The sequence below is a fragment of the Octadecabacter sp. SW4 genome (assembly GCF_008065155.1).
In the GTDB taxonomy this organism is placed as follows: Bacteria; Pseudomonadota; Alphaproteobacteria; order Rhodobacterales; family Rhodobacteraceae; genus SW4.
The window spans coordinates 2,527,743-2,553,340 of record NZ_CP042819.1; the positions used below are offsets into that span (position 1 = coordinate 2,527,743).

Genomic DNA, 25,598 nt, shown 5'->3' on the forward strand with positions numbered 1-25,598 from the left:
AACCGTATGGCTCCCATACGCATGGGGCGGTGTTAACTTTGCCATGTCAGCCCGGCCGGATCGCCGGTGGCGACGACGCGATAAAGGCTCGCCTCGCCGGTCATCGAGGGCTCGGCTGCGTGAGGCAGGTTTTCGGGCACCGACATCGTGTCACCGGGGGCAAGGGTGGCGGCACCACTTTCATATTCATCCGACCCCGCCCACGTCACCCGCCAGTGCCCGCGCATGGGCATCAGCACGGACGGGTATTTGTGGCTGTGCTTTGCCGCGCTGGCGGACCCGCGGGTGATGAAATCAATCTCGAATCCCGGCTTGTCGCGCAGCACGCCGTGTTCGCCCACGACCGTCACCGGTTTGCGGTCCGCCAGCGCCATCAGATCCCAATACCGGGCCACATGGTTCGGCAGCACGTCGGCGGTGGTGGGTTCGGGGCGTTTTGCCAGTTCGACCTCTGACATCAAAGGCATGGGGTTCACGCCTTCGGGGAGTTTTTGCTGGCGCTTTGTGTCATAAAGCTTGCCGTTTTCGCCAAGGATAAGCCCGTGATCGGCCGCATCCTTTATCACCTGCGGCGCCCACATCACACCACCACCGGCGTCATCGCCACCCAGCACCGCCATGATCATCCCGTAATCGGTGCCGATGTTTTCAAAGCCGCGAAATATGCCGGTGGGGATGTTGAAAATATCGCCTTCCTCCAGCGTCACTTCGCCCGCATCACCATAGCGGCCCCAAAAGAACCGCCACCTGCCTTTCAGGACAAAGAACACTTCGGCGGTATGATGATCGTGCAGCGAATTGCGACACTTGGGCGGCTGACCGGCCGCGCCGATGTTGAACCCGTGCGGGATCGCGATATGCACGTGTTGATCGGGGCTTTCGGACACACCGCCACCGATGATCGTAAAGTTTTCCTTTTGATCCGAACCGGGCGTGTGGGCATCAATAAAGGCTGTTTTGCAAGGTTGCAGGTCGCCATAGCGAACGATGCGGGACTCCATGTCGGCGGGTGTCATTGTGTTTGTCCTGTATGAAGTAAAATTTGTTTCCAGATCGCGACCTCGTCGATCAGCGTGTATTCGCGGCGCAGCCCCCGTTCGCCCCATTCGGCGTGGGTGATGCCCATGATATGCACCTCGGCACCGGTGGGGGTGCCAAAGAACCCCGCCCCGCATGTTTGCCCGTCAAGGACCAGCGCACGGCGGCGCGATTGGGAAGGCCCGGGTCATTGCGCCCGATCTGATGGTCGATCTTGAAGTCAGCCGTCGGAAAGGACGACCGCAGGCGCATCCAGTCGGTTTCGACAAAATCCCAGCCCCAGCCGCCACGCGCGCCCCAATGTTCGGTTTTGACGGCGCGGTCATAATCGCTGCGGATCACGGTGAAATCCTTGTCCATGATCCGTTGCAGGATCGTGGCAAGGGTCTTGCCCCATGCGTTATCATTGCCCCGCCCCGTATATGGCCCCTGCACGTCATGGCTGGGATGAAAGGGGCGCTGGCAGGTGTCGGGCCCGCCTTCCTGGGCGATCTGATACTGCGCATAGTCGCTTGGGCGCCAGCCCAGCTGACGGGCGATCCCGCCCACATCGCGGATCAGCCATTCATCGTCGATGACATCGTTCCGGGCAGCACAATCGGCGATCGCGTGGATCGTGAAACGTTTGCCCGTCGGCGCGCCGAACGCGCCGTGGCCTGTGTGCGTCCCCGTCGTGAGCAACCGGTGCGACGACAGGAACCCGTCGTCTTCGTTGCCCGACCAGATCACATCATCGGCCAGCAATTCACGGTCGGGAAATTCGGCCAATGTTGCCAGCGTTCCGTCGATCACACCTGCATTGCCGCGCACAAGGCCCGAAGGGAATCGCATGGGAATGTCCTGAGCGTAATAGTGGTGCAAGGTGGCCAGCCCGCGATCTTCCCAAATCTCTTTGGTGATCTTGACGATATAGTCGGGCAGGTCTTTGAATTTGTTGGAAAACCCCTTCATGGGTGGGCTCCTGTCTGAAGGTGAATCTGTTTCCAGATCGCGGTGTCGTCGATCAGGGTATATTCGCGCCGGATGGTCGGATCGCCCCACGCCCCGTTGCCCGCAAAGGGGCCAAATTCGGCATGGCTGATCCCCATGATATAAACCTCGGCGCCCGTGGGCGTGCCAAACCGGCCCCAGCCTGCGTGCTTGCCATGCAGCGACCAGCGCACCGCAGCGCGGGGCGGCATCATCGGATCGTCGCGCCCGATCACATGTTCCACCTTGAAGGCGGCGTCAGGAAAGGCGGCGCGCAGGCCCACCCAGAATTTATCGGCGTCGCGCCAACCCAGGCCGTTTTGGCCGCCGGGGTAATGCAGATTTGCGGCGCGATCATAGGCGCGCGGGATCACGTCCATTTCAGCCGCCATGATCGCGCGGATCGTATCGGCATAGCGGGTGCCCCATTCGTTATCGTTGCCCTGACGATCATAAGGGCCGACCACGTCATTGGCGGGTGTCATGGGAGGCACGCAATTGTCCGGCCCGCCTTCGCGCGCGATCAGGTCACGGGCCCAGTCAACCACGTCAAACCCCATTTGCGACACTATCGCCGCCTGATCGCGCACCAGCCATTCGTCGTAAACCGCCCCGTCACGGATCGCGCAATCGGCAAGGATACGGTAAGTCACCCGCTTGCCAGTCGGCGCGCCATACATCCCCGCGTGAGCATGGGTCGCAGTGCAAACCAGCCTGTGCGAGGACACATAAGCATCCGATGTCTTGGTCGCGCCTTGGGGGTCATCGCACCAGATCACGTCTTCGCCCAGCAATTCGCGGTCGGGAAATTCGGCCAGTGTCGCCATTGTCGCCGCGATGATATTGCTGTTGTCCACCACCACCGAGGCAGGCGAGCGCACGACCAACCCATCGGCATAAAGATCACGCAGCGCGCCGATGTGCCGCGCCTCCCAGATCTGCCTGGTAATGCCGATGATATAGTGGGGGACGTCCTGCCACCTGGGATCAAAGCCGCGCATTTCCTATCCCGCCGCGCTTTGGGTCGAGCCGCGCAAAATCAGCTTTCCCTCGAGTTTGATCTTGTCCGCAGGCACGTTTGGGTCGGCGATCCGGATCAACAGGGCATCGACGGTTTGCGCCACCATACGGTTGATCGGCTGGCGGTAGCTGGTCAGATCATAGGCGGGCCAGGCGGCGATTGGCACGTCATCGAAACCGGCAATCGTGACGTCCTGCGGCACGCGCAAACCCAGCTTCAATCGCAGCGCATCAAGCACGGCAAAGGCCATGTGATCGTTGCACACAAAAGCCGCATCGGGGCGATCGCTGCCGGCAAACATCTCCAAAGCGGCAGCGCGGGCGGTGCCGTATTCAAATGCACCCACCTCGCGCGAATGCAGGGTCAGCCCAGCCTCGGCGAGCCCGTCCCGAAAACCCGCCTCGCGGTCGCGCTGGGTCGAGGCCCCCTCGAACCCGGCGATATAGCCGATCCTGGTGTGACCGAGGGCTGCGAAATGCTGGGCAATCTCGAAACTGCCACGATAATTGTCGGTGGTCACGGAACACATGGTGTCATTGTCCTGCTCGCGGTTGAACAACACGACCGGAATACCATGGTCCTGACAACGCTCGGCCAGCTCTGATGACATGGAAACCGACGCCAAAACGATCCCATCGACCTGATAATCAAGGATTTCCTTCATCACGCCCTGCACATCGCCAACGGTGGGCGCGGCCATGAAAACCAGCACATGATAGCCCTGCGCCTGCAAGGCAACCGACAGGCGTTCAACCGCCAGCGGGTAGAACTGATTGTCCAGATAAGCGACGACAAGGCCGATAATCCGGCTTTTGCCGGTGATCATCGCGCGCGCCAGAACGTTGGGGCGATAGCCCAGCGCCATTGCCGCGCGTTCGACCTTTTCGCGCGTGCTTTGGGACACGCTGGCACCGGGTGTAAACACGCGGCTGACAGCCGATTGGCTAACGCCCGCACGTGCGGCAACTTGTTGGGATGTCACGCGATCATTTGCCATCAGTCTGCTGTCCAACCTCCATCGATCAACATCGATGTGCCGGTCACCAGCGCCGACGCGGGCGAGGCTAGATAAAGCACCGCGCCCATGATGTCTTCGACCTCGCCAACGCGGCCCAGCTTGATCTTGTCGGCGATCCACGCTGCGCGCGCGGGGTTGTCGAATGTGGCGGCTGTCAGGGGCGTGCGAATGAAGGTCGGGCAAATCGTGTTGACCCTGATCTGGCGCGGCCCCCATTCGATCGCCATAGATTTTACCATACCTTCGAGCCCGTGTTTTGACGCACAATAGACCGCGCGATCAATCCCGCCCACATGGCCCATCTGGCTGCTGATATGGATGATACTGCCCCCGTTGTCCGGCATCCGCGCAGCCGCAAAGCTGGACAGGAAATAGGCGGCACGCAGGTTTAGATGCATCACGGCATCATAATCTTCGGGGGTGGTTTCAAGGGCGGGCGCGTGGCGCGCGGTGCCCGCCGAATTGACGGCAATATCAAGCGCGGGCTGCGCTTCAATCGCCGCCTTCAGCCCGGCCAGATCACCGATATCCAGCGCTAGCGCCTCGGCGGACCAGCCTTCGGTCGTCATTGCATCAACGCTGTCTTGCAGTTTGTCGGCACCGCGCGCAACGCACACCACATGCGCCCCCGCCTCGGCCAGGGCCACAGCACAGGCCTGCCCGATCCCGGACGAAGCCCCCGTGACCAGCGCACGCTTGCCATCAAGACGCATGGATGGGGTGCGCGGGAGGGTCACTCGGCCGCCTCGCGGTAAGGCGCGCCTTCGCCATAGGGCACGTTGATCCCGCCGTAGCGCCGCACGCGGATGTTGCATTGTTCGGCGTGGCCGACGAAGCCTTCCAGCATGCACAGGCGCGAGCCGTATTCGCCGACTATTGTGGCGGCCTCATCCGTGCTGATGCGTTGATAGCTGTGTGTTTTCAGGTACTTGCCGACCCAAAGCCCGCCCGTATACCGCCCCGCCTTTTTCGTGGGCAGGGTGTGGTTGGTGCCGATCACCTTGTCGCCATTGGCCACATTTGTGCGCGCACCAAGGAACAACGCACCGTAGCATGTCATGTGTTCAAGGAACCAGTCGTCGCGGTCTGTCATGACCTGCACGTGCTCGGACGCGATATCATCGGCGACGGCCAGCATTTCGTCATAGGTGTCACAGACAATCACTTCGCCGTAGTCTTCCCATGATGTGCGGGCGGTGTCGGCGGTGGGCAGGATTTTGAGAATGCGATCAATCTCGGCCATTGTCGCCTTGGCCAGTTTGCGCGAATTGGTCAGCAAGACGCAGGGGCTGTTATAGCCATGTTCGGCCTGCCCCAGCAGATCAGTCGCGCAGAGTTCGGCATCCGCAGCCGTTTCATCGGCAATCACCATCGTTTCGGTGGGACCGGCAAACAGATCAATGCCGACGCGGCCAAACAACTGGCGCTTGGCTTCGGCCACGAAGGCATTGCCGGGGCCAACCAGCATATGCACCGGATCAATCGTTTCGGTGCCGATCGCCATCGCACCGATCCCCTGAATGCCACCCAGGACATAGATTTCATGCGCGCCGCCAAGATGCATCGCGGCGATCACGGCCGGGTTTGGTTCGCCATTGAAGGGCGGGGTCGCGGCGATGATGCGCGGCACCCCCGCGACCGAAGCCGTGGCGACCGACATATGCGCCGACGCGACCATCGGGAATTTGCCGCCGGGCACATAGCAGCCGACAGATTGCACGGGGATGTTCTTGTGGCCAAGGAACACGCCGGGCATGGTTTCAACTTCGATATCATGCATGGAGTCCCGCTGGGCCCGGGCGAATTTGCGCACCTGTTCCTGCGCGAATTTGATATCGGCCATTTCGCGGTCCGATACCTTGGCGATGATGCGCTGGATGTCGCCGTCAGACAGGCGGTAGCTGGGCGGGCTGTAATTGTCGAACTTTTCCGCCATTTCACGTAGGGCTGCATCACCACGCGCTTCGATATCGGCCAGGGCCGCTTCGACGGTGGCGCGCACGGCGCTGTCATCGGCGGCGCGCTCGGCTTCGGGTTTACCCTGTTTGAGATAGGTCACTGTCATACCGGTTTCCTTGGGTGCGAGGGTGTTTTGGAGCCATCGTCAAAATGTTCCCAGCCGTGGCCATCAAACACATCGCGGCCCAACTGCGCCAGAACATAGGCGAAGTCGACCGAGACCCAGTTGTCCTTGATCCGGCCATCCTCGATTTTCCAAAAGTCCATGTAGGGGATTTTCACGCGTTTCCCCGTGGGTTCGATACCCATGAAAACGCCCGAGTGCGTGCCTTCGATATGGCCGAAACAGGACGCCCACTCGCCTTCGCAGATAAAGCGGTCGGTTTTATAATCGCGCTCGGTAAAGGCGGCGCGCAGGGGCAATTGCCAGTTGTTACGAAACGCCTGCAAGCCCGGTTTCGTGCCGCAGCCCTGATTGCCGATCCAGCGAAAATCCTCGTGGAAATGTGCTGCCATATCGTTGGAATTGTCGGCCAGCGCCGCTTCCATCCGCAAGATGACCTGACGGGTTGCCTCGGCTTGTTCGGTTGGGGTCATGGCAGGGCGATCCTTTCTCCGCTGGCAGTGTCGAACAGGTGGCAGATGTCGGCGGGGATGCGGGCGCTCACGACCTCGCCAATCTCGGCGCGATAATCCTTGTGGGTCTTGACCGACACCAAGGCACCGCCAAGTCGCCATGTGATCATCGACGCCTCGCCCAGCAATTCGATGGAATACATCGGCGCGGCGATCTGGCCGCCACTTGCGACGATTTCCGCATCCTCGGCGCGGAACCCAAGGGTGATGTTGCCAGACGGCCCGCCGGGCAGGCCCGTCACCTCGATGCCGTCGCCTTTGAACACGCCGCCCTCCAGCTTGCCTTCGACAAGGTTCATCGCGGGCGAGCCGATAAAGCTGGCCACGAACGTATTGGCGGGCATGTCATAGATATCGGTCGGTGTGCCAACCTGCTGGATTTTACCTGCGTTCATCACCACCACACGGTCAGCGAGGGTCATGGCCTCGATCTGGTCGTGGGTCACGTAAACGGTGGTGGTTTTCAGTTTCGATTGCAGGTTCTTGATTTGCGCGCGGGTGCTGACGCGCAGTTTCGCATCCAGGTTCGACAGCGGTTCATCCATCAAGAACACCGTGGGCTTGCGCACGATGGCACGGCCCAGCGCCACGCGCTGGCGTTGCCCGCCCGACAGATCGGCGGGGCGGCGATCCATGAAATCCTCAAGCTCGACCATCTGCACGGCCTTCATCACCATCTCGTGGTGTTGCGCCTTGGGCACCTTGCGCACGCGCAGCGGAAAGCGGATGTTTTCGTAAACCGTGAGGTTCGGGTAAAGCCCGTAGGACTGGAACACCATCGAAATATCGCGATCCTTGGGTTCAAGGTCGTTGACCATCCGGTCGCCCAGCCAGATCTCGCCCTCGGTGATGTCTTCAAGGCCGGCGATCATCCGCATCGTCGTGGATTTGCCGCAGCCTGACGGCCCCAGCAATACCAGAAATTCCTGATCCGCAATATCGAGATCAAAGTTGTCGACACCAACAAACGCGCCCCAGCGCTTGTTGACATTCTTGAGTTGCAGTCTGGCCATTGGTCAGCCCCCTATCCCTTGACGGCGCCAGCGGTCAGACCGCTCACGATTTGGCGTTGGAAAAACAAAATCAGCACGAACAGCGGCACGATCGCCGACACAACGGCGGCAACCGCATACATCACCTTGCCCTCTTCCTGGGTGGACCCAAGGAAGCTGCTGATGCGTGGAATCATCGTCGCGTTTTCCTGCGTCAGAAGCATGGATGTGACGGCAAAGTCATTATAGGCAAGCAGGAAACTGAACAGTCCCGTTGTCACCACGCCCGGCCACATGACCGGAATGATCGCAAGGCGGAACGCCTGAAACCGGGTGCAGCCATCGACCATCGCGGCCTCGTCCAGATCCTTGGGGATGCTTAGGAAAAAGCTGTGCAGCATCCACAGGGTGAACGGCTGGTTGATTGCCACCAGCACGACGATCGTCGTCGGCAGATACCCCCAGATGTTCAACTGAAAGAAGGGCAGCAAATAGCCCGACACCAGCGTCACATGGGGCATCGCCCGAAACACGAGCGCGACCATCAACAGCCAGAAGGTATATTTGAAACCGGACCGTGCCAGTGCGTAACCGCCCAGCGTTCCCAGAGTCAGCGATATGATCACCACTGAAACCGTGACGATGGCCGTGTTCACCACGGCGCGCCAGAATTCCTGTTCAATCCATGCGCCCTCGTAGCCACCCAGCGTGAACGCCCCGCCGGTCTGGCGTTGGGTCACAGGCCCGATGATCGCATTCATCCAGTCGGCGCGGGAAAAGAAATCCCCCTCGACCTTGAATGATCCCCACATGGTCCACAGGAACGGAAAGGCCGCGATGAAAAGCCAGAACAGCACGAACCCGGTCGAAAGCGCGACAAGCGGGAGTGGCCGTTTATGAAGTTTGTCCGACATGGTCTTGCCTCCCCCCTCAGGACTTGCGGTTGAATTCGCGCCAGTTGCGGCGCAGCACCGGCAACAGCAGGATGACGACGCCGACAATCGTCAGCATGGATGTCGCCGCCGCCGAACCAAACAGTGGCGATTCAGCCGCCCGCAGATCGTTGTAGATCAGGTAGCTGAGCGAGGTCGCGCTCGCGGCGGCGGAAAAGCCGATGATCGGCTCGAAGACGCGGAAGTTGTCCATCAACTGCATCAGCGCAATGAACGTCACCAGCGGCATCAGATAGGGGATGATCACAAAACGGACACGTTCCCAGCGGCTCGCCCCATCGACCATCGCCGATTCTAGGGTGTCTTGCGGCACGGTCTGCAAGCCTGCGTAAAACACGACGAATGCAAAGGGCGCCGAATGCCAGACCCCGTAAACGAACAACGTGATCCAGGTCAGCGTCGGCGACGCCTTGAGTGACAGCGACGGGTCGGCAAACAGATATTGCAAGAAGGCCCCGATAATCCCGCGACTGTCGATCATCCAGAACAACACCAGCGATCCTACCAGCGGTGTCACGATCATCGGCAGCAGCGAGAAAAAGATCACCGGCCCCTTCAGCATCGCCGGGATCGAGTTGACGACCACGGCGATGATGAAGCCTAGGATGATCACCAGCGGCGTGACGATGAACGTATAGGCCAGCGTAAAGGCCAGCGCCTTGTAGAATGGCAAATTCATGATCCGTGATCGGATTTCGCCAAAGTTTTCACTGGTGGCGACGATCTCGGTGACTTCGTCAACGGCAAGGTGCGTCGCGTTCGTGTAGGTGCCCAAACCGTTGTAACGCCCCTGCGGCCGGGCTTCGCGCAGTTCGGCCATTGCCGCCACGTCGACGCTTAGTTCGGTGGTGCAGCCAAACGGGCCACAGGTCTCGCCCTCGATCATGATCTGTTCGTGCGAGATAAAGAGTGACTGATACCCGACCGAGAAAATCGGGATGGCGATGAACAGGATCATGGCAAAGAGAGAGGGCCAGATGAAAGCCAGAAACGTCTTGTGTGGCATGACTATCCTCCTGCCTTGCCCATGCAGTGTGGCAAAGCCGCTATCGCATTAACTGGGGGGACGCGGGGGGCCGGTGGCCCCCCGCAAATCGCTTAGTTCAGGAAACCGGCTTCGGTTGCCGCGGCGGTGTAGGCAGCGGTGATATCAGCGATTGCCTGTTCGGCACTTTCGCTCCCCTGCAGGTATTCAACAAGGTTGTCACCCAGTGCGGTGTGCAGCAGACCCATGTATGGCAGCATCGGATAAGGACGCGCCCCACCCTGCAGGTCGGCGATCACACCACTGGCTGCGCGTGACGGCTCGTAACCCTCGATCAGCCAGACTGCGGCGTCACGGTTTGCCTGCATCATTTCAGGGGAAATGCCGACCATCATCGCGCGGAAGGAGGCCTCGGCATCTTCATCGCTGATGTTCTTGGCAATGGTGAATCCGTCCCACCACAGCGCGGCACCGGGCACATCGCCGACAGTTGGTGCAGCGGCAAACTGTGTTGCGGCGGCAATTTCCGGGGCCGGGTTATCGTCAGCGATGTAACCACCAGCGCGCGAACCCCACGTGATCGACAGCGCAACTTCGCCAGCTTCCCAGACAGGTTTCTGCGCATTGCTGTCATATGTCGCCCAATCGGCGCTCATATAGTCGGTCATCTGTTTCATCGCCGCAAGCACGGCCATGCCGTCTGCGTTGTCGATGGCCAGTTCGGCGGTGCCGGGCACAAAGAAGTCAGCGCCGGTGCCAAGGTATGTGTTCACAAATTCCGCAGCGACGTTCCAGCCGGGCATGTAGTTGGACGACAGCGGCGATTCCATCACGCCATTGGCGCGCAGGGTTTCGGCAGCCGCGAACATCTCGGCATAGGTCGTCGGCACCTCGATGCCGTTTTCCGCCAGGATATCCTCGCGGTAGAACAGGTGCTGTGCGTTGGCCATAAAGGCAACCGCCATGATCTTGCCGTCCACGCGGATCAGCTGGCTTTCCTGTAATTGCGCACCGTATTCAGCGACCAGATCGTCAAGCGGGCGGATCAGGTCATCATTCAGCAGCGGCACGATCGAACTTGTCGCGACAATCGCAACCGTATAGGTCGCGGGATCGGCGGTGAGTGCAGCAACCTGGATGTTCCTGTGTTCTTCGGTCTGGTTGCGGGACACTTCGACGGTGTCGGTGGCACAGGTTTCCGCCGCCTCGCCAATCACCTGCAACGCCGCAAAGTCGTTGGACAGTATGCGGACCGAGCCCGATTCGATCCCGCACCCCGCGTCTGCATCCGCCCAGGCTACGCCCGCTGATGCGATCAACGCACAGGCGGCAACCATCGTTTTTGTCTTGAAAATCATTCCGATCTCTCCCGTTGATAGGTAGGCCTGCTTCACCAAAGTGGCGTTGACCTTTTTGGTATTTCGACGTCAGCCAAAGCCTGACGCCCGTTCAGGTTAGCCACGATTGAATACGTTTGCAAGAGATTCGGCTCTAGGTATGCAAGGCCCCACTGACGCCAGAATTGGCAACTTTACATGTGGCATCGCAGCATGAATACGGTCGAGGTATCGCTTCCCCTGACCCCACAGAACGGTTTATGCAATCGTATGCATTCATGATGAAGGGAACGGGGGGGTTCACTAACATGCGGACAGGGACCGCGACGGCAGAGACCATCCTAGACGTACTGGACGGGGAAGGGCTGGCCGATATCGACCTGGACGCCGTGGCCCGACTGTGCGTCCCGCTGTGGGAAATCCCCGTCGCAGATCGTCAGACCGTCGCGGACCTGTGCAAGCACCCGTAGACGGCAAGAGATTGCGAAGGCGCGGAATAGCTTGCGGCCTATTCCCCGGTGCTTAGGCGCGTCATGGACCGCGCCGGGGCCGCGTCTCATAGAGGCGCGGCCTTTCTACTTCGCAAACGTTCGCCTTGTTTGCTGGATCGAAAGCTTTGCATCGCATAGACTTAGCGCAAGAAAAGCGCAGGAGCGAAAATGCGAGTAACGGACCCGCGCAACGGCAAGCAAGCACCTTTAGACGTCGATTTGGCGCAACGTTGGGCTAAGGAATTCTCCGAATGGTCGGCACAAGAATGCGGGCACGAACGGCAGCAATTGCGGCGCGGTACGAACAAGGGGGGTGCCCCTGTGTTTCGAATGCAGTGCTTGGATTGTGGCTTGCGGGTTGGGAACCCTGTAAAGCGCCCTTCTGACGCAGATGAATTGCCAGAAATAGACGACGCTATGCGCGATACCTACGACGCAAAGAGGGACGCAGCAAAAGCAAAGATTGACCAAAAGTACGTCGAAATTCAGTTGCGACGTTGGCGTGCGAAAGAGCAAGGCGAAAGCTACTATAGGCAAGCACACAATGCGTACCTAGCTTCGCCCGAATGGCGCGAACTTCGGCAACGCGTAATGGATCGGGCACAAGGGCTTTGTGAGGGTTGCCGACGGTCACCGACTAAAGAAGTCCATCACCTTAGCTATGAGCATTGGGGCCACGAATTTCTGTTCGAACTTGTCGCCCTGTGCGGCGACTGCCACGACCGCATTCATGCTAAGGGCGTTCACGAGGCATTGGTAGAAGGATGCGCGGGTTGTCTTCATGCCAGCCGGGGAAGCTACTGCCGCCTCTACGACGTCCCAATGATTAATGCGCTAGAAGCTGACGAACTCTGCACATTCGAGCGCGAAGGCTTTGAACCAACCTTCTAGCTTGCGACATTCGATCACGCTTTCGTGAGCGTTCGAAGCCCCTTTCGGGACGATTGTGGCCCGGTCTGTGGCGTGGGTAGTTCGTGGGTAGATTACCCAGAACTCGAAATTATCCAATGAAATAAATGGGCAATGGCGGAGACGAAGTCCGCCATTGGAACTTCTTATGAGTTCTCATGTGATCCAACAAAGCCTTATTTAATAGTGGCTTAATTGACTATTTTTCCGGTGACTTCCTAACAGATGCGCTGTATTCCCCTCCATAATGGGGGATCATTAGGGGGATCAAACTGTGCCTAGTTCAGGAATTCGAACACCCAAGAAGGCTCTAACAGCCGCGTTTGTTCGCTCAACCACCGCAGCGGGCAAGCACTTCGATGGCAACGGCCTATACCTGTTTGTTAAACCCAACGGTGCGAAGCAGTGGGTGCAGAGAATTAACATAAGGGGCAAGCGCACCGAGATGGGCTTAGGCAGCGCTGATCTTGTACCTTTGTCTGAGGCCCGCGAAGCGGCCCTAGAGAACCGAAAGCTTGCACGGTCTGGAGGAGATCCCCTAAAGGCAAAGCGCGAAGCTCAAGACGTGCTGACCTTCGAGGAGGCGGCCCACAAAGTTCATGAGATGAACAAGCCAAGCTGGTCGAACGCCAAACATGCCGCGCAGTTTATCAGTACGCTGGAAACCTACGCCTTTCCAACCTTAGGTAAATACAAGGTCGGTGAAATCACAACAGCAGATGTGCTTGCCGTTCTAACGCCGATCTGGCTTACCAAACAGGAAACGGCAAGGCGCGTTCGTCAACGTATCGGGACCGTGATGAAATGGGCCATTGCTCAAGGTTGGCGGCAGGACAACCCCGCACAGAACATCGAACAGGCACTGCCCAAACAGACTAAGGCCGTGAAGCACCGCAAGGCATTACCCTATGCCGATGTGGCCGATTGCATAGAGGTTGTGAAAGCCTCTGGCGCTGGGCGCACAACGAAGCTGGCCCTAGAATTCTTGATCCTGACAGCGGCGCGCTCTGGCGAAGTACGTGAAGCAGTTTGGGATGAAATTTATCCAGATATGCGCAGCCCCGCTAATCCTGCTAATTCCGCTAATCGGGCCGAATGGATCATTCCAGCAGAGCGCATGAAAATGAAGCGCGAACATCGAATTCCCCTATGCAAACGTGCCGTTGATATCCTTCACGAAGCCAAAGAGCTGAACGATGGCGGGATCTACGTTTTTGCAGGAACAAAGCAGGGCCGCCCCCTTTCGGATATGACGCTTTCCAAGTTGGTCAAAGAACTTGGCTTTGACGTTGACGTTCACGGCTTCAGGACTTCTTTTCGAACTTGGGCGCAAGAAAAGACAGACGTCTCCCGCGAAGTGGCCGAAGCTGCGTTGGCCCATAGCATCAAGGATGCCTCCGAAGCGGCCTATGCGCGTTCAGATCTGTTTGAAAAGCGGCGTGTTCTGATGGATGATTGGGCGGCATATTTAGCGAAAGACGCTCTATGACCGATGGTGGCAAGATCAGGGCAACACATCCGTTTGACATCGAGATGGAAAAGCGTGCCATTGCATTTCATGAAAAGCTCGCAGTTCTGAAAACTTATAATGGGAACCCGCCTTGGGACCTCTTGTGTGAAACTGCGGCGGCGTCACACTTTCTTTATGACGCAAAACGGCGCTCGCCCACAGCTGACTTCTGGGAAAGGCCCGTTAGTTTCATTAACTTGGTTTCTATTGCACGTGAAAACCGGCTTGAAGGTAGCACGCTTGAGATTGGAAAGGGCGCAGCAGAAGAAATGATTTTCAGAGCAACTGAAGATCCTGACTACTTTGAGGGCCTCAAGACATTTTGCGAATATGCGTTGACTGGTGAACCTATGCCAAACAGCGGCGAAACGACCTTTACGCTTCACCCATTGCTGTTCCGTTGGATCGGAAAAGTTTCAAGCCGCGACATTACAAAAGTCAAAACTCGGAAACGACAAGTTCTTAGTGTGGAGATAGTACACGAAGCAATCGCTAACACGGTTCAATTCCTTCACGATCAAGGCGTACCGATATTTAGAAATCCAGAAACTGAAAGCTCCGTAAACGCGTGCGATGCGGTTGCTGAGATATCTGGCGAAGCACTGGGGCGAAAACCGATCAAAGGCGATGCTGTGAAGAAGATTTATTATGCTTCGATTTGGCGGCGTATGGAAAGTTAGAGCGGCTGTAACTCACACTTTTCGAGCCACGATTTTTTTGTCTAGTTGACCTGTCATGTTCTCAAAAAGAAAGGAATGAACATGACTAAAATACTCAAACGACCCGAAGTAGAAAGCCGCACAGGGCTTTCCAGATCGACTATTTACGCTGGAATGACGAAAGGCACCTTCCCCCAAGCGGTTAAGCTGGGACCACGTGCCGTTGGATGGCGTGAAGCTGATATTGTTAGCTGGCTTGATGGCCTCAAACTTCGCAATGAGGTTTGATCATGAGACATACTAACGAAAAGAGCCGAACCCTGTTGCAGCAGGATCCAGCTCAAATTTCTTGCCAATGGTCACTGGCGATTGAACATAAAGATACAGCAAACGAACCTAAGCGTCAAACTCTGCGCGCGCTCACTTATTTCGATGGGGGCGTGCAATGACGGATGCAAAGACGTTGACTACGGCACTCAAAGGGCGCTGGCACGGTCGCTATGGCCTTGCCTTCTGCCCAGCGCACCACAACACCAAAACCCCTGCGCTTAGCCTCTCTAATGGATCAGAAGGCCAGATCTTGGCGCATTGCCATGCGGGCTGTGACTTCTTGGACATTCTGGAGGCGCTCAAAGGCATGGGGCTGCTTGAAGGGCGCGGAACCTATACGCCACCCGATCCAGCAGAGCAGGCGAAACGGCGCAGGCAAGAAAAAGTGAGACTAACCCAACGTGCAACCCAAGCGCGGCAAGCCTGGGATAGCGCCCAGCCGATTGCAGGCACCTTGGCGGAAACCTATCTGCGCAAACGCGGGATCACCTGCGCCTTGCCTGAAACTCTGCGGTTCAATCCCTCATGCTGGCACCACAGCGCCCAACGCATTCCGGCTATGATAGGCCAGATCGAAGGCGGTGAAGGTTTTGCCGTGCATCGAACCTATCTGAGTTCGGGCGGGTCAAAAGCGGAACTTTCGCCAAACAGAGCCATGCTCGGAAGCTGCAAGGGCGGCGCTGTGCGCGTGTGTGATGGCAATGGGCCGTTGGTTGTTGCCGAGGGGATAGAGACGGCCCTATCGCTTGCCTCTGGCCTTCTTGATGGCCCTTCAATGATCTGGGCGGCGCTTTCTACATCTGGGATGCAAGCGCTTTCACTTCCCGCCTTGCCTCACAAAATGATCATTGCCTCTGACAGTGATGACAATGGCGCTGGGCGCAGAGCGGCGCAGGCATTAGCCCAACGAGCGAGCCAGTTAGGGTGGGAGGTGTCCCTACTCCCCGCCCCGCAAGGACAAGATTGGAATGATTATTTGAACATGAAAGGCGGTGCAGCATGAACGCAATCACCCCAGAACAATTTAAGGCCGAAGGGCCACAACCACTGTTGCGCACAATTCCAGAAGGCGCACCATATCCAGTTCATGCGCTGGGGCCACTCAGGGAAGCCGTAGAGGCAGTGCAGGGGCAAACTCAAGCGCCTTTCGCCATTCCCGCGCAGTCAGCGTTGGCGGTTGCCTCACTGGCCGTACAGGGTTTTGCCGATGTAGAGACGCTTGGCGGTCAGCGGGCAGTCTCTCTCTATTGCCTGACAATTGCGGCGTCGGGTGAGAGGAAATCCAGTTGTGACGGCCCTTTAATGGAAGCCGTGCGGACATTCGAAAAAGAACAAGCAGATGCCCAGCGCAACGAACTGGAGTGCTGGAAAAACGCACATGCCGTTTGGGACGCCCAGCGCAAAAAGCTGCTACAAGAATGCGGGAAGGCCAAAGACAAAACAAGTTCAGCGGGTGCGCAAGCCGATTTGGATGCCCTTGGGCCAGAACCTACGCCCCCGCCGTCTACAGACCGCACCGTGTCTGAACCTACCTATGAAGGGTTGGTGCGCAAACTGGGAGAGGGGCAACCAAGCCTAGGGCTGTTCTCAGACGAAGGGGGACAGTTCCTTGGCGGCTTTGCAATGGCGAAGGACCAACGCACCAAGACCCTCGCCGCGTTTAATGACCTTTGGCAGGGAAACCCTATCCAGCGCACAAGAGCTGGCGATGGCTCTAGTGTGCTCTATGGGCGCAGGCTGGCCATTCACTTGATGGCACAACCAGCGGTGCTGCGCGACTTTATGGCAGACCCGATGACAGCAGATACAGGCTTTTTGCCGCGCTTTCTGATTACGGAACCAACGAGCACAATTGGCACTCGGTTCTATGCAGCTATGCGAAGGGATCCAACCGCGCTGGGCAAGTTCTCAAGACGGCTGAAAGCTATTCTGGAAACACCCTTGCCGATGGATGATAGCACGTCAGCTTTGTCTCCAAGACTCCTGCCTCTGTCCGATCAGGCCCGCGAGATCTTAGCTCAGTTTTATGATGAAATTGAAGCGGCAATGGGCAATGGCGGGGCCTATGTGGGCATAACTGGTTATGCCTCCAAGTCACCAGAGCAAGCGGCAAGGATTGCAGCGGTTTTGACCCTCTGGGAGGATATAGAGGCCAAGCAGGTAGAGCCACTCACGATGTCTCATGCAGTAGATCTGGCACGGTTTTATCTTGGCGAGGCTCTGCGATTGTCAGACGCGGCAATCGTCTCAGCAGAAACCGCGAAGGCAGAGCGCCTGCGAGTGTGGTTGCTGGATACGTGGCCACACCAAGAGATCTTGCCAAGCGAGGTGGTGCAGTCTGGTCCGAACAGTTTGCGCGAGTTGAAAACTGCAAAGGCTGCCCTGAAAACCCTTGAGGATGCAGGGTGGCTTGTGCCTATGGAAGAAGGTTCCGTGATACGTGGCAGCGCTCGAAAACTTGTTTACAAGATAAGTACGCAGGGCCTGATCGACTAGCGGTCTAGCGCGATTAGCAGCATTGGGCGGCGGGTTTTGGCTCGCCGCTTTTTTCTTTTGAAGGTCAATAACAAGCCTCTCAGGAGGCTGGAAGAGAATAACGGCCAAATTCCAAAACCGTGCGAGTTCTTTAATTTGACATGCACGAAAAACGAACATCTAGTACTTATCTTGGTCGTGCGAGGTCATGCTTTTGGGACAGATTGCAATAAAGCGTAGGACAGGCGAAGTCATAGAAGCTTTTTCTGTCAGTAGCGATGAGTGGAATGAGATCCGCCGTGAGGTCATCGGCACCTATCTGATGCCCCAAAGCGAGTGGCCAGCAGTTCCAAAGGTATCAATCAGAGGGCTTCGTTACTTTGCGCATCATCCCGGCTTTGAAGGAGCGAAGCCTGAGCCAGAAAGCTACGCTCATACACGTCTGAAAATTGACGTTGCGAAAGCGGCGCGCCGTCTTGGCTACCAAGCCGATCTAGAAGAAGCTGGGACCTGCCCTAAAGGTTCACAATGGCGAGCAGACGTTATGGTTACCGATCACAACAACGCAAAAATAGCCTTTGAAGTTCAGCTATCCAGTCAGACCTTAAATGAGTATCGGCTCCGAACTGAGCGCTATGTAGCATCAAATATCCGATGTTGCTGGATCTTCCCAAAACGTAAAGGTTCAACGAAACTCACCTCGCTAGAACAAGCAATACGCCATGAAAATAAACAGTTTAATGATGAGAGCACGTTGATTCAAATTGCAGACGAACATTTACAAGCCTTGAGCTTCTTTATGGACAGCAAAGACACTTACCCAGAAGAATTACCCATGCTCCACTTGCATGGCGCTATTGGCCAGAATTCCAACAAGGAGTTTGATGTGGCAATCCTAAATATAATCAAAAAAAAGACGCGTTGGGAGAGGCCCTATTGGTATTGGAGCGAAATTTGAAAGATAAGTACGCAGGGCCTGATCGACTAGCGGTCTAGCGCGATTAGCAGCATTGGGCGGCGGGTTTGCCCGCGCCACACTTCATAGTAGGCGGGTAGCACGTTATCATGTTAGCCATTTAGCCAGACCAAGCTTTAGGCGAAAAAGTGACACGCATAAAAATCAATGCAGACAGTCAAGAAACGAAAGATTTTCGCTACATGGTTGGTGATGATCACTTTGAGAGAGCGCTGGTAGATACTGCAACCAATCATATCGACACGGCTTTCCAAAAGGTTTTCGGTCAAAACCTACTTAAGATCCAGTTCACGTCTCGAGGGCATTCGGTTTGGTCGCCCTTTTGGCTAGAAGCAAATAAACGCAACCTAGCTACGATTATGGAACAGGAACTTGTTCGCATCGTCGGAATAAGGCCAGTGATCGACCTTCCTCTTGATTTTGATGAAGCTATTGATCTTGAGCAAGATCAAAAAGTTGGGGATCTCTCTGGCTTTATGACGCTGTGCGAGGCCAGTAAGAGTATCCCGCCTGCTATCAAGATTAAACGGATGAAAAAGTGGAAGCGACTTACGGTTTCGTTTCTAGAAGTCTATGTTCCTGCGGATATCTTTCCTTGGCGAGACATAGATCCAAGAAGCTGTAGTTGCCCCAAGTGTGCGCTAATCCCACAGCAAGGCATCATACCTAGTTTCTATTGTGGTATCTGCGGCGACGGTTTTTGGTGTTCTTGCATGTCGTGCGCCGTTGAGAAACTCTTAGTAAGGACAAATTATGACCGAGGCCCCATCCAAAAGTTAATTGAAACAGCAGAACAGCGCGATGGCGTATGTCACCTTTGCCGTGGCGTGCCCGTTACATCATTGAGCACGAACCAAGAAGGTGAAATCTCTTCACTCATGTCTCGGTATCACGAATACCGCCATGTCGCAGCAATTGAACACGATGGGGACTGGCGCGCAGGTGAGAACGCGCTTCGAGAGCGGCTAGGGATACCGAAAATTGGGGAGGGGTGGATTGGCGAAGCACTACTTCTCAACAGGATAATTTCGCTTTTTCCAGATGAAGAAATTATCCATCAAGGCTCGCCAAGTTGGCTAGGACGGCAACGGTTTGACGTTTGGATCCCGCGTTTGAAAGTCGCCGTTGAATACAACGGCGAACAGCACTACGCGCCAGTCAGTCAGTTTGGGGGCGATGCTGGCTTTCAAGCCACTCGCATGAGAGACGCGAAGAAAAGACAGCTATGCGCTGAAAACGGAGTGCGGATGGTTGAGATCGCTTACAATGAAGCGCTGACAGATGATCAACTTCTAGACTTGATCAATGGATAGATCGACGAAAGTGGCAAACTTAAGGTCCCAAATCATGGCACGCAAGTTCAGCTATGTGGTCTACAAAATCACATTCCCAAACGGAAAAATTTACATCGGGAAAGATATTGGCAAAGATGGGCATACGATACGGTACTTTGGGAGCTGGAATTTTGCCCGCGTCGAAGCCGACTTCACTAAAGATGAACTGAGAGACTTCACCATACGTCGAGAAATCCTGTTTGAAGGCCCCGACAAAGTAGAAGTTGGGCGGCGAGAAATGGCTCTGATCGTTGAGCACGGGGCAAACGATCCTGAGCGAGGCTACAATACTGTGCCGAAATTTAGATCGACCAACGAAACGTCAGAGCAAATCTAGTTCCAGCCAGTTCCAGAACGATGTGGGGGATCAGGTGGGGGATCAAAAACACCAGATCGTTGTTTTATCAATTAAAAACAACGACTTAGATGATTAAAGTGGCGGAGACGAAGGGATTCGAACCCTCGAGACCCTTCCGGGCCTACTCCCTTAGCAGGGGAGCGCCTTCGACCACTCGGCCACGTCTCCGCTGACCCGTTTAGTGACGCGCGTGGCGGGGGGCAAGTCGAAAAAGGGCAGCTTGCAGTATCTTCGTGGGCGCGGGGTGGTGACGCCAGCGACGCGCGCCCCCATCCGGCCCAATCAGGTGTTGAACAGGAAGTGCAGCACATCGCCATCCTTGACGATATAGCCCTTGCCTTCGGCGCGCATTTTACCGGCTTCCTTGGCAGGCTGTTCACCGCCCAGGCTGACGAAGTCATCAAAGGCGATCGTCTCGGCGCGGATGAACCCTTTTTCGAAATCACCGTGGATCACGCCGGCGGCCTTGGGTGCGGTCGTGCCTGCGCGGATCGTCCAGGCGCGGGCCTCTTTCGGGCCAACGGTAAAATAGGTCTCAAGGTGCAGCAACTGATATCCCGCTTCGATCAGGCGGTCCAAACCGGCCTCGGCCAGACCCATTTCGGTCAGGAACATCTCGGCCTCATCGGCGTCCAGCTGGCTGATTTCCTCCTCGATCTGGGCGCTGATGATGACATGGGCGTTGCCCTCGGCGGCGGCCATTTCGGCAACGGCAGCGGAATGGGCATTGCCGGACACGCTTTCGTCCTCGCCCACGTTGCAGACATAAAGAACCGGCTTGGTCGTGAGCAGTTGCAACATCTTCCACTGCTTGGCGTCATCTGCGTCAACCTCGACCAGACGGGCGGGTTTGCCGTCTTCAAGCACCGTTTGGGCGGCCTTGAGCAGACGTTCCTGTTGCACCGCTTCCTTGTCGCCGCCGCGCACCTTGCGGGTGATATTGACCAGACGCTTTTCGATGCTTTCCAGATCGGCCAGCATCAGTTCGGTTTCAATCGTGGCGGCATCGGCGACCGGATCAACGCGCCCCTCGACATGGGTCACATCGCCGTCCTCGAAACAGCGCAGCACATGGGCAATCGCGTCCACCTCGCGGATATTGGCCAGAAACTGGTTGCCCAGCCCCTCGCCCTTGCTGGCGCCCTTCACAAGGCCCGCGATATCCACAAATGTCATGCGGGTGGGAATGATCTGTTTCGATCCGGCAATCGCCGCCAGTTGGTCCAGCCGTTTATCGGGCACAGCCACATCGCCGACGTTGGGTTCAATCGTACAAAACGGAAAGTTCGCCGCTTGCGCCGCCGCCGTGCGAGTGAGCGCATTAAACAAAGTCGATTTGCCCACGTTCGGCAAACCCACGATACCCATCTTGAAACCCATCTGCATGACTCCGGCTTGATTGTTTGCGCGCTTCTACGGCGCGGCTGGCAACACCGCAAGGCACCCCTTGATTTTCCCGCCCTCATGACGCACACCGCCTGTGATTTGCACGGGGACAGACATGACACGGATCGACGCCGAATTCGCCGAACTTCAGGCCGCGGGCAAAAAGGCGTTTGTTGCCTATGTCATGGCGGGCGACCCCGATTATGACACCTCGCTCGAGATCGTGCGCGGGTTGCCGGGTGCGGGCGTGGATATCATCGAACTTGGCATCCCCTTTACCGATCCGATGGCCGACGGCCCGACGATCCAACTGGCAGGCCAGCGCGCGTTGGAGGCCGGGCAAACCCTGGAAAAGACCCTGCAAATCGCGCGTGAATTGCGCAAGGAAAACGACACGACGCCGATCGTGCTGATGGGCTATTATAACCCGATCTATTCGCGCGGCGTCGATCGCTTCCTCAAGGACGCAGTGGCCGCAGGGATCGATGGGCTGATCATCGTCGATCTGCCCCCCGAAGAGGACAGCGAATTGTGCATCCCCGCGCAGGCCGCGGGCATCAACTTCATCCGCCTTGCCACCCCCACGACGGACGACAAACGCCTGCCAAAAGTGCTGCAAAACACATCCGGTTTCGTCTATTATGTCTCGATCACCGGCATCACTGGTGCGGCAGCAGCCCAAGCCGCAGATGTGGCCCCCGAAGTGGCGCGTATCAAAGCCAAGACCGACCTGCCCGTGATCGTCGGCTTTGGCGTGCGCACGCCTGAAGCGGCACAAGATATCGCCGCCGTGGCCGATGGCACCGTGGTCGGGTCAGCCATCGTCGAACGGATTGGCAAAGGCGACAGCCCCGCCGATGTCCTGGCCTTTGTCAAATCCCTCGCCGACGGCGCACACCGCGCCTGATCCCCTTTTTCTTCCAGAATAATTTCCGCCGGAGGCTGCGCGCGTCGCGTCCTTGTGCGGCGTTGATGGTTCTTGCCCAAACCTTGGCAAATTGGTAACAGAACCTCACCAATATCGCGCGAAAGGCCCTGCCATGCCCGTCATCACCTCAATCGACGATCTGAAACGCATCTATAAGCGCCGCACGCCGAAAATGTTTTACGACTACGCCGAAACCGGCAGTTGGACGGAACAAACGTTTCGCGAAAACACCTCGGATTTTGACCAAATCCGCCTGCGCCAGCGGGTAGCGGTGGATATGACGAACCGCACGACCAAGACGCAGATGATCGGGCAGGATGTGGCGATGCCCGTGGCCCTTGCCCCTGTTGGGCTGACGGGCATGCAATGCGCCGATGGTGAAATCAAGGCCGCCAAGGCGGCGGAAAAGTTCGGCGTGCCCTTCACGCTGTCGACCCTCTCGATCTGCTCGATCGAGGACGTGGCGGAAAATACGACCAAACCATTCTGGTTTCAGGTCTATACCCTGAGGGACGATGATTTCATGCGCCGCCTGTTTGATCGCGCGCGCGATGCGGGGTGCAGCGCCATCGTCATCACGCTTGATCTGCAAGTGCAGGGCCAGCGCCACAAAGACCTCAAGAACGGGCTTTCCGCCCCGCCGAAACTGACAATGGCCAGTATTGCGAACCTTGCAACCAAATGGTCCTGGGGATTGCAGATGTTGCAAACCAAGCGGCGCACGTTCGGCAATGTGATCGGCCATGCCAAGGGTGTCTCTGATCCGTCGTCCCTGTCGTCCTGGATCGCCGAAGCCTTCGATCATGCCCTTGATTGGAAGCGCGTCGCCGAATTGATGAAAATGTGGGGCGGCAAGGTGATCCTCAAGGGGATCATGGACGTCGAAGACGCCAAAATGGCCGCCAAACTGGGCGCGGATGCGATTGTCGTGTCCAACCACGGCGGGCGGCAATTGGACGGCGCGCTGTCGTCGATCCGTATGCTGCCCGCGATCATTGACGCGGTCGGTGACAAGGTCGAAGTGCATCTCGATAGCGGAATCCGGTCAGGTCAGGACGTCCTCAAGGCGATGGCGATGGGGGCCAAGGGCACCTATATCGGGCGCGCCTTTGTCTATGGTCTTGGGGCGATGGGCGAAAAGGGCGTGACTACGGCACTGAACGTCATTCACAAGGAACTTGATACGACAATGGCGCTCTGCGGCAAGCGCGATATTCACGATGTGGGCCGCGATATCCTGTTGGTTCCCAAGGATTTTCAAGGGTCGTGGGCCTAGGCGGCCTTGATTGCCATGCGCAGCCGTGCGGCGACCAGCGACAGCGGCGCGGCCATCACCAATAACAACGCGACAGAGGCAAATGCCACGCGCAGGCCCATTGCCTGGCTCAGATATCCCATGAACACGGGCGCAAGGAAAAAGCCCGAAAAGCCCATGACGGCGGCCTTGCTGATCGCCTCGGTCCGGTGGTGTGGCGCAACCAGTTTGCCGACCAGCGCAAGTCCCATCGGGCCGATCACAGACACCCCCAGCCCCAGGATGCCAAAGCCGATATAGGCCACCAAAGGGGTCGGCGCGAAAGCCGCGATCAACGCGCCACTTGCGGAAATCAGCGAGGCCCAGAAGACCACCGTGACTTCGCGCAGTTTTTCCGACACGACCTGCCCCGAAAACCGCCCGAACGCCATCGTGATCCCCAGCATCGCGGGGCCAAGCGCGCCCTCGGCCGCACCCCCGCCAAGGGTGCGTTCCACATGCAGGGCCGACCATGCTTCGACCGTGGCCTCGGACATGAAGGCAACCAGAACAATCCCGCCGCACACAATGATCGGGATCAATGGGTAACGCCCACGCAGACCGTCAGCCGGTTCAACCGTATCGACATCCATGCGCAGTTGCGCCGCGATCGCCAGCGTCACCACCCCCATGCCGCCAAACACCCAAAGCGGGTCAAGCCCGCCTTCGCGCGCGGCACCTGTGATCAATGCGCCCGTGGCATAAGCCACCGAAAACATGGCGTGATTACCGTTCATCAGGCTGCGGCCCGTGCGCCCTTCCAACTCGCTCACCCGCGCGTTCATGATGACGTCAAGCAAGCCGGAACACAGGCCCACACCGACAAAGGCGACGAAAAACCACGCAGGTGTTGTGATCTGTGCAGGGAACAGCCAGATGAAGGCCAACAGGATCGCCGCGAATTGCATGCCCCTTGCCCCCAAGATTCTGTCCACCCGCGGGGCCAGAAACATCGACGACACAAGCCCAAAGGCCGAGCCCAGCAAAAGCGTGCCGAACTGCGCGTCATTCACGCCCAATTGCTCTTTTATTACAGGAACATAGGCCGCAAACCCGCCCCAAAACAAGCCAACCACCACAAAGGCAGAGGCAGGACGGCGGGACAATATGAGAGCGCTAACAACGGACATAGCCGCGATTAGACATGGCCCACCGGCCGACACAAGCCAGAATCATCTTTTCAAACGGCTGATCCTGCCCTATACGCCCAACTTCACTGGGATTTTGACGCCAATGTCATGCCCATATTTGAAAGCGGGTCCCAAGCAACACCGGGGATGCGCGAGATATGTAAAGGACACGACAATGGCAGGTAAAATTCCTGATCTTCACGCTGACATCCGCACCGGCACAGGCAAGGGTGCGGCTCGTTCCGCCCGCCGCGCGGGCAACGTTCCCGGTATCGTTTATGGCGGTGACGCCGATCCGTTGCCGATTTCGATCCCCTTTAACCCGCTGCTGACGCGCCTGCGCGCCGGCCGCTTCATGTCGACCCTGTTCAACCTCAAGGTCGAGGGCCAGGAAGACGTCCGTGTGATCTGCCGCAACGTGCAGCGCGATGTCGTCAAAGACCTGCCAACGCACCTTGACCTGCTGCGCCTCAAGCGCACGTCGAAAATTGCGCTGTTCCTGACGGTTGAATTCGTCAACGAAGACGCGGCACCCGGCATCAAAAAGGGCGGCGTGCTGACAGTTGTGCGCCCTGAAATCGAACTGCTGGTAACTGCGGGCGATATTCCTGAACATATCATCGTTGACCTGACCGGTCTTGAAGTCGGCGATACGGTCACGATCTCGTCGATTGATCTGCCCAAAGGCGTCAAGCCAACCATCGACCGCGATTTTGTGATCGCCAACATTCAGGCACCTTCCAGCCTGCGGTCCGCCGATGACGAGGATGAGGCCGAAGAAGAAGTCGCAGCCGACGACGTGCCAACTGCTGGCGACGACGCGGCGGCCGAGGAATAAATCGTTCCACGACACTGATTTTTGGAAACGGGGCCTTTCGGGGCCCCGTTTTTCGTTGCGGGGTGCTGGTAA

26 protein-coding genes, 1 tRNA gene and 1 pseudogene are annotated in these 25,598 nt (G+C 57.4%); 14 read left to right on the plus strand and 14 right to left on the minus strand.

The genetic code is table 11. The annotated features are described in order from the left end of the window. Window positions 1–32: 32 nt before the first annotated feature. The 11 genes and pseudogenes from FTO60_RS12450 to FTO60_RS12500 form a co-directional block, all read right to left on the minus strand. Window positions 33–1,016, minus strand: coding sequence for a cupin domain-containing protein (locus FTO60_RS12450; protein WP_148056259.1), 984 nt, complete (start codon window positions 1,014–1,016; stop codon window positions 33–35). After that, window positions 1,013–1,989 (minus strand): annotated as a pseudogene (locus FTO60_RS12455) (ester cyclase). Before FTO60_RS12455 ends, FTO60_RS12450 begins: the two are co-directional and overlap by 4 nt. Next, window positions 1,986–3,008 (minus strand): nuclear transport factor 2 family protein, encoded by a 1,023-nt coding sequence (locus FTO60_RS12460; RefSeq protein WP_148056260.1) that lies wholly within the window; start codon window positions 3,006–3,008, stop codon window positions 1,986–1,988. Before FTO60_RS12460 ends, FTO60_RS12455 begins: the two are co-directional and overlap by 4 nt. A 3-nt stretch (window positions 3,009–3,011) precedes the next feature. Then, the gene (locus FTO60_RS12465) at window positions 3,012–4,025 is read right to left on the minus strand and encodes a LacI family DNA-binding transcriptional regulator (RefSeq protein WP_148056261.1); all 1,014 of its coding nucleotides are present in this window, start codon (window positions 4,023–4,025) and stop codon (window positions 3,012–3,014) included. Next, on the minus strand, window positions 4,025–4,783 hold the full coding sequence (locus FTO60_RS12470) for an SDR family NAD(P)-dependent oxidoreductase (protein ID WP_172623884.1): 759 nt from the start codon (window positions 4,781–4,783) through the stop codon (window positions 4,025–4,027). Before FTO60_RS12470 ends, FTO60_RS12465 begins: the two co-directional genes overlap by 1 nt. Then, entirely contained in the window at window positions 4,780–6,111 is a 1,332-nt protein-coding gene (gene hisD, locus FTO60_RS12475; protein WP_148056263.1) for a histidinol dehydrogenase, read from the minus strand. Before hisD ends, FTO60_RS12470 begins: the two co-directional genes overlap by 4 nt. Beyond that, the gene (locus FTO60_RS12480) at window positions 6,108–6,602 is read right to left on the minus strand and encodes an ester cyclase (RefSeq protein ID WP_148056264.1); all 495 of its coding nucleotides are present in this window, start codon (window positions 6,600–6,602) and stop codon (window positions 6,108–6,110) included. Before FTO60_RS12480 ends, hisD begins: the two co-directional genes overlap by 4 nt. Then, window positions 6,599–7,654 carry an ABC transporter ATP-binding protein gene (locus FTO60_RS12485; protein WP_148056265.1) on the minus strand — a complete coding sequence of 352 codons (1,056 nt, stop codon included), beginning with the start codon at window positions 7,652–7,654 and terminating at the stop codon, window positions 6,599–6,601. Before FTO60_RS12485 ends, FTO60_RS12480 begins: the two co-directional genes overlap by 4 nt. An 11-nt stretch (window positions 7,655–7,665) precedes the next feature. Further along, window positions 7,666–8,547 carry a carbohydrate ABC transporter permease gene (locus tag FTO60_RS12490; protein ID WP_148056266.1) on the minus strand — a complete coding sequence of 294 codons (882 nt, stop codon included), beginning with the start codon at window positions 8,545–8,547 and terminating at the stop codon, window positions 7,666–7,668. Window positions 8,548–8,563: 16 nt separating this feature from the next. Then, the gene (locus FTO60_RS12495; RefSeq protein WP_148056267.1) at window positions 8,564–9,592 is read right to left on the minus strand and encodes a carbohydrate ABC transporter permease; all 1,029 of its coding nucleotides are present in this window, start codon (window positions 9,590–9,592) and stop codon (window positions 8,564–8,566) included. Between the two features lie 92 nt (window positions 9,593–9,684). Further along, complete coding sequence (locus tag FTO60_RS12500) at window positions 9,685–10,929, minus strand: ABC transporter substrate-binding protein (RefSeq protein ID WP_148056268.1); 1,245 nt, start codon at window positions 10,927–10,929, stop codon at window positions 9,685–9,687. Between the two features lie 287 nt (window positions 10,930–11,216). Between FTO60_RS12500 and FTO60_RS17725 the strand changes: the two genes are divergently transcribed. The 11 genes from FTO60_RS17725 to FTO60_RS12545 all read left to right on the plus strand — a co-directional run bounded on the left by FTO60_RS17725 (window position 11,217) and on the right by FTO60_RS12545 (window position 19,929). Continuing rightward, window positions 11,217–11,378 carry a hypothetical protein gene (locus FTO60_RS17725; protein ID WP_172623885.1) on the plus strand — a complete coding sequence of 54 codons (162 nt, stop codon included), beginning with the start codon at window positions 11,217–11,219 and terminating at the stop codon, window positions 11,376–11,378. Between the two features lie 438 nt (window positions 11,379–11,816). Continuing rightward, window positions 11,817–12,290 (plus strand): HNH endonuclease, encoded by a 474-nt coding sequence (locus tag FTO60_RS12505; RefSeq protein WP_148056269.1) that lies wholly within the window; start codon window positions 11,817–11,819, stop codon window positions 12,288–12,290. Window positions 12,291–12,582: 292 nt separating this feature from the next. Next, entirely contained in the window at window positions 12,583–13,797 is a 1,215-nt protein-coding gene (locus FTO60_RS12510) for a site-specific integrase (RefSeq protein ID WP_254696804.1), read from the plus strand. Further along, complete coding sequence (locus FTO60_RS12515; protein ID WP_148056270.1) at window positions 13,794–14,498, plus strand: hypothetical protein; 705 nt, start codon at window positions 13,794–13,796, stop codon at window positions 14,496–14,498. The genes FTO60_RS12510 and FTO60_RS12515 overlap by 4 nt, the downstream gene beginning before the upstream one ends. An 81-nt stretch (window positions 14,499–14,579) precedes the next feature. Further along, window positions 14,580–14,765 (plus strand): AlpA family transcriptional regulator, encoded by a 186-nt coding sequence (locus tag FTO60_RS12520; protein WP_148056271.1) that lies wholly within the window; start codon window positions 14,580–14,582, stop codon window positions 14,763–14,765. Between the two features lie 2 nt (window positions 14,766–14,767). Continuing rightward, a complete protein-coding gene (locus FTO60_RS17730) occupies window positions 14,768–14,926 on the plus strand; it encodes a hypothetical protein (RefSeq protein ID WP_172623886.1) in 159 nt (52 codons plus the stop codon). Beyond that, window positions 14,923–15,810 (plus strand): toprim domain-containing protein, encoded by an 888-nt coding sequence (locus FTO60_RS12525; protein ID WP_148056272.1) that lies wholly within the window; start codon window positions 14,923–14,925, stop codon window positions 15,808–15,810. The genes FTO60_RS17730 and FTO60_RS12525 overlap by 4 nt, the downstream gene beginning before the upstream one ends. Next, entirely contained in the window at window positions 15,807–17,303 is a 1,497-nt protein-coding gene (locus tag FTO60_RS12530; protein WP_148056273.1) for a YfjI family protein, read from the plus strand. Before FTO60_RS12525 ends, FTO60_RS12530 begins: the two co-directional genes overlap by 4 nt. A gap of 193 nt (window positions 17,304–17,496) precedes the next feature. After that, on the plus strand, window positions 17,497–18,240 hold the full coding sequence (locus tag FTO60_RS12535) for a competence protein CoiA family protein (RefSeq protein WP_172623887.1): 744 nt from the start codon (window positions 17,497–17,499) through the stop codon (window positions 18,238–18,240). A gap of 146 nt (window positions 18,241–18,386) precedes the next feature. Beyond that, a complete protein-coding gene (locus tag FTO60_RS12540) occupies window positions 18,387–19,571 on the plus strand; it encodes a hypothetical protein (protein WP_148056275.1) in 1,185 nt (394 codons plus the stop codon). A 34-nt stretch (window positions 19,572–19,605) separates the two neighbouring features. Beyond that, entirely contained in the window at window positions 19,606–19,929 is a 324-nt protein-coding gene (locus tag FTO60_RS12545) for a GIY-YIG nuclease family protein (protein ID WP_148056276.1), read from the plus strand. Window positions 19,930–20,028: 99 nt separating this feature from the next. On the opposite strand, the gene FTO60_RS12550 is transcribed toward FTO60_RS12545, so the two are convergent. After that, window positions 20,029–20,118 (minus strand) — tRNA-Ser (locus tag FTO60_RS12550). 114 nt (window positions 20,119–20,232) lie between these two features. After that, entirely contained in the window at window positions 20,233–21,330 is a 1,098-nt protein-coding gene (gene ychF / locus FTO60_RS12555) for a redox-regulated ATPase YchF (RefSeq protein WP_148056277.1), read from the minus strand. 121 nt (window positions 21,331–21,451) lie between these two features. Between ychF and trpA the strand changes: the two genes are divergently transcribed. Both trpA and FTO60_RS12565 read left to right on the plus strand, forming a co-directional pair. Further along, entirely contained in the window at window positions 21,452–22,243 is a 792-nt protein-coding gene (gene trpA, locus FTO60_RS12560) for a tryptophan synthase subunit alpha (protein ID WP_148056278.1), read from the plus strand. Between the two features lie 133 nt (window positions 22,244–22,376). Beyond that, the gene (locus tag FTO60_RS12565) at window positions 22,377–23,540 is read left to right on the plus strand and encodes an alpha-hydroxy acid oxidase (protein ID WP_148056279.1); all 1,164 of its coding nucleotides are present in this window, start codon (window positions 22,377–22,379) and stop codon (window positions 23,538–23,540) included. Here the strand turns inward: FTO60_RS12565 and FTO60_RS12570 are convergent. Further along, window positions 23,537–24,688 (minus strand): MFS transporter, encoded by a 1,152-nt coding sequence (locus FTO60_RS12570; protein WP_148056280.1) that lies wholly within the window; start codon window positions 24,686–24,688, stop codon window positions 23,537–23,539. The two genes, FTO60_RS12565 and FTO60_RS12570, sit on opposite strands and share 4 nt — an antisense overlap. A gap of 175 nt (window positions 24,689–24,863) precedes the next feature. Here FTO60_RS12570 and FTO60_RS12575 point away from each other — a divergent pair, with 175 nt between their 5' ends. After that, window positions 24,864–25,526, plus strand: coding sequence for a 50S ribosomal protein L25/general stress protein Ctc (locus tag FTO60_RS12575; protein ID WP_148056281.1), 663 nt, complete (start codon window positions 24,864–24,866; stop codon window positions 25,524–25,526). Window positions 25,527–25,598 lie beyond the last annotated feature (72 nt).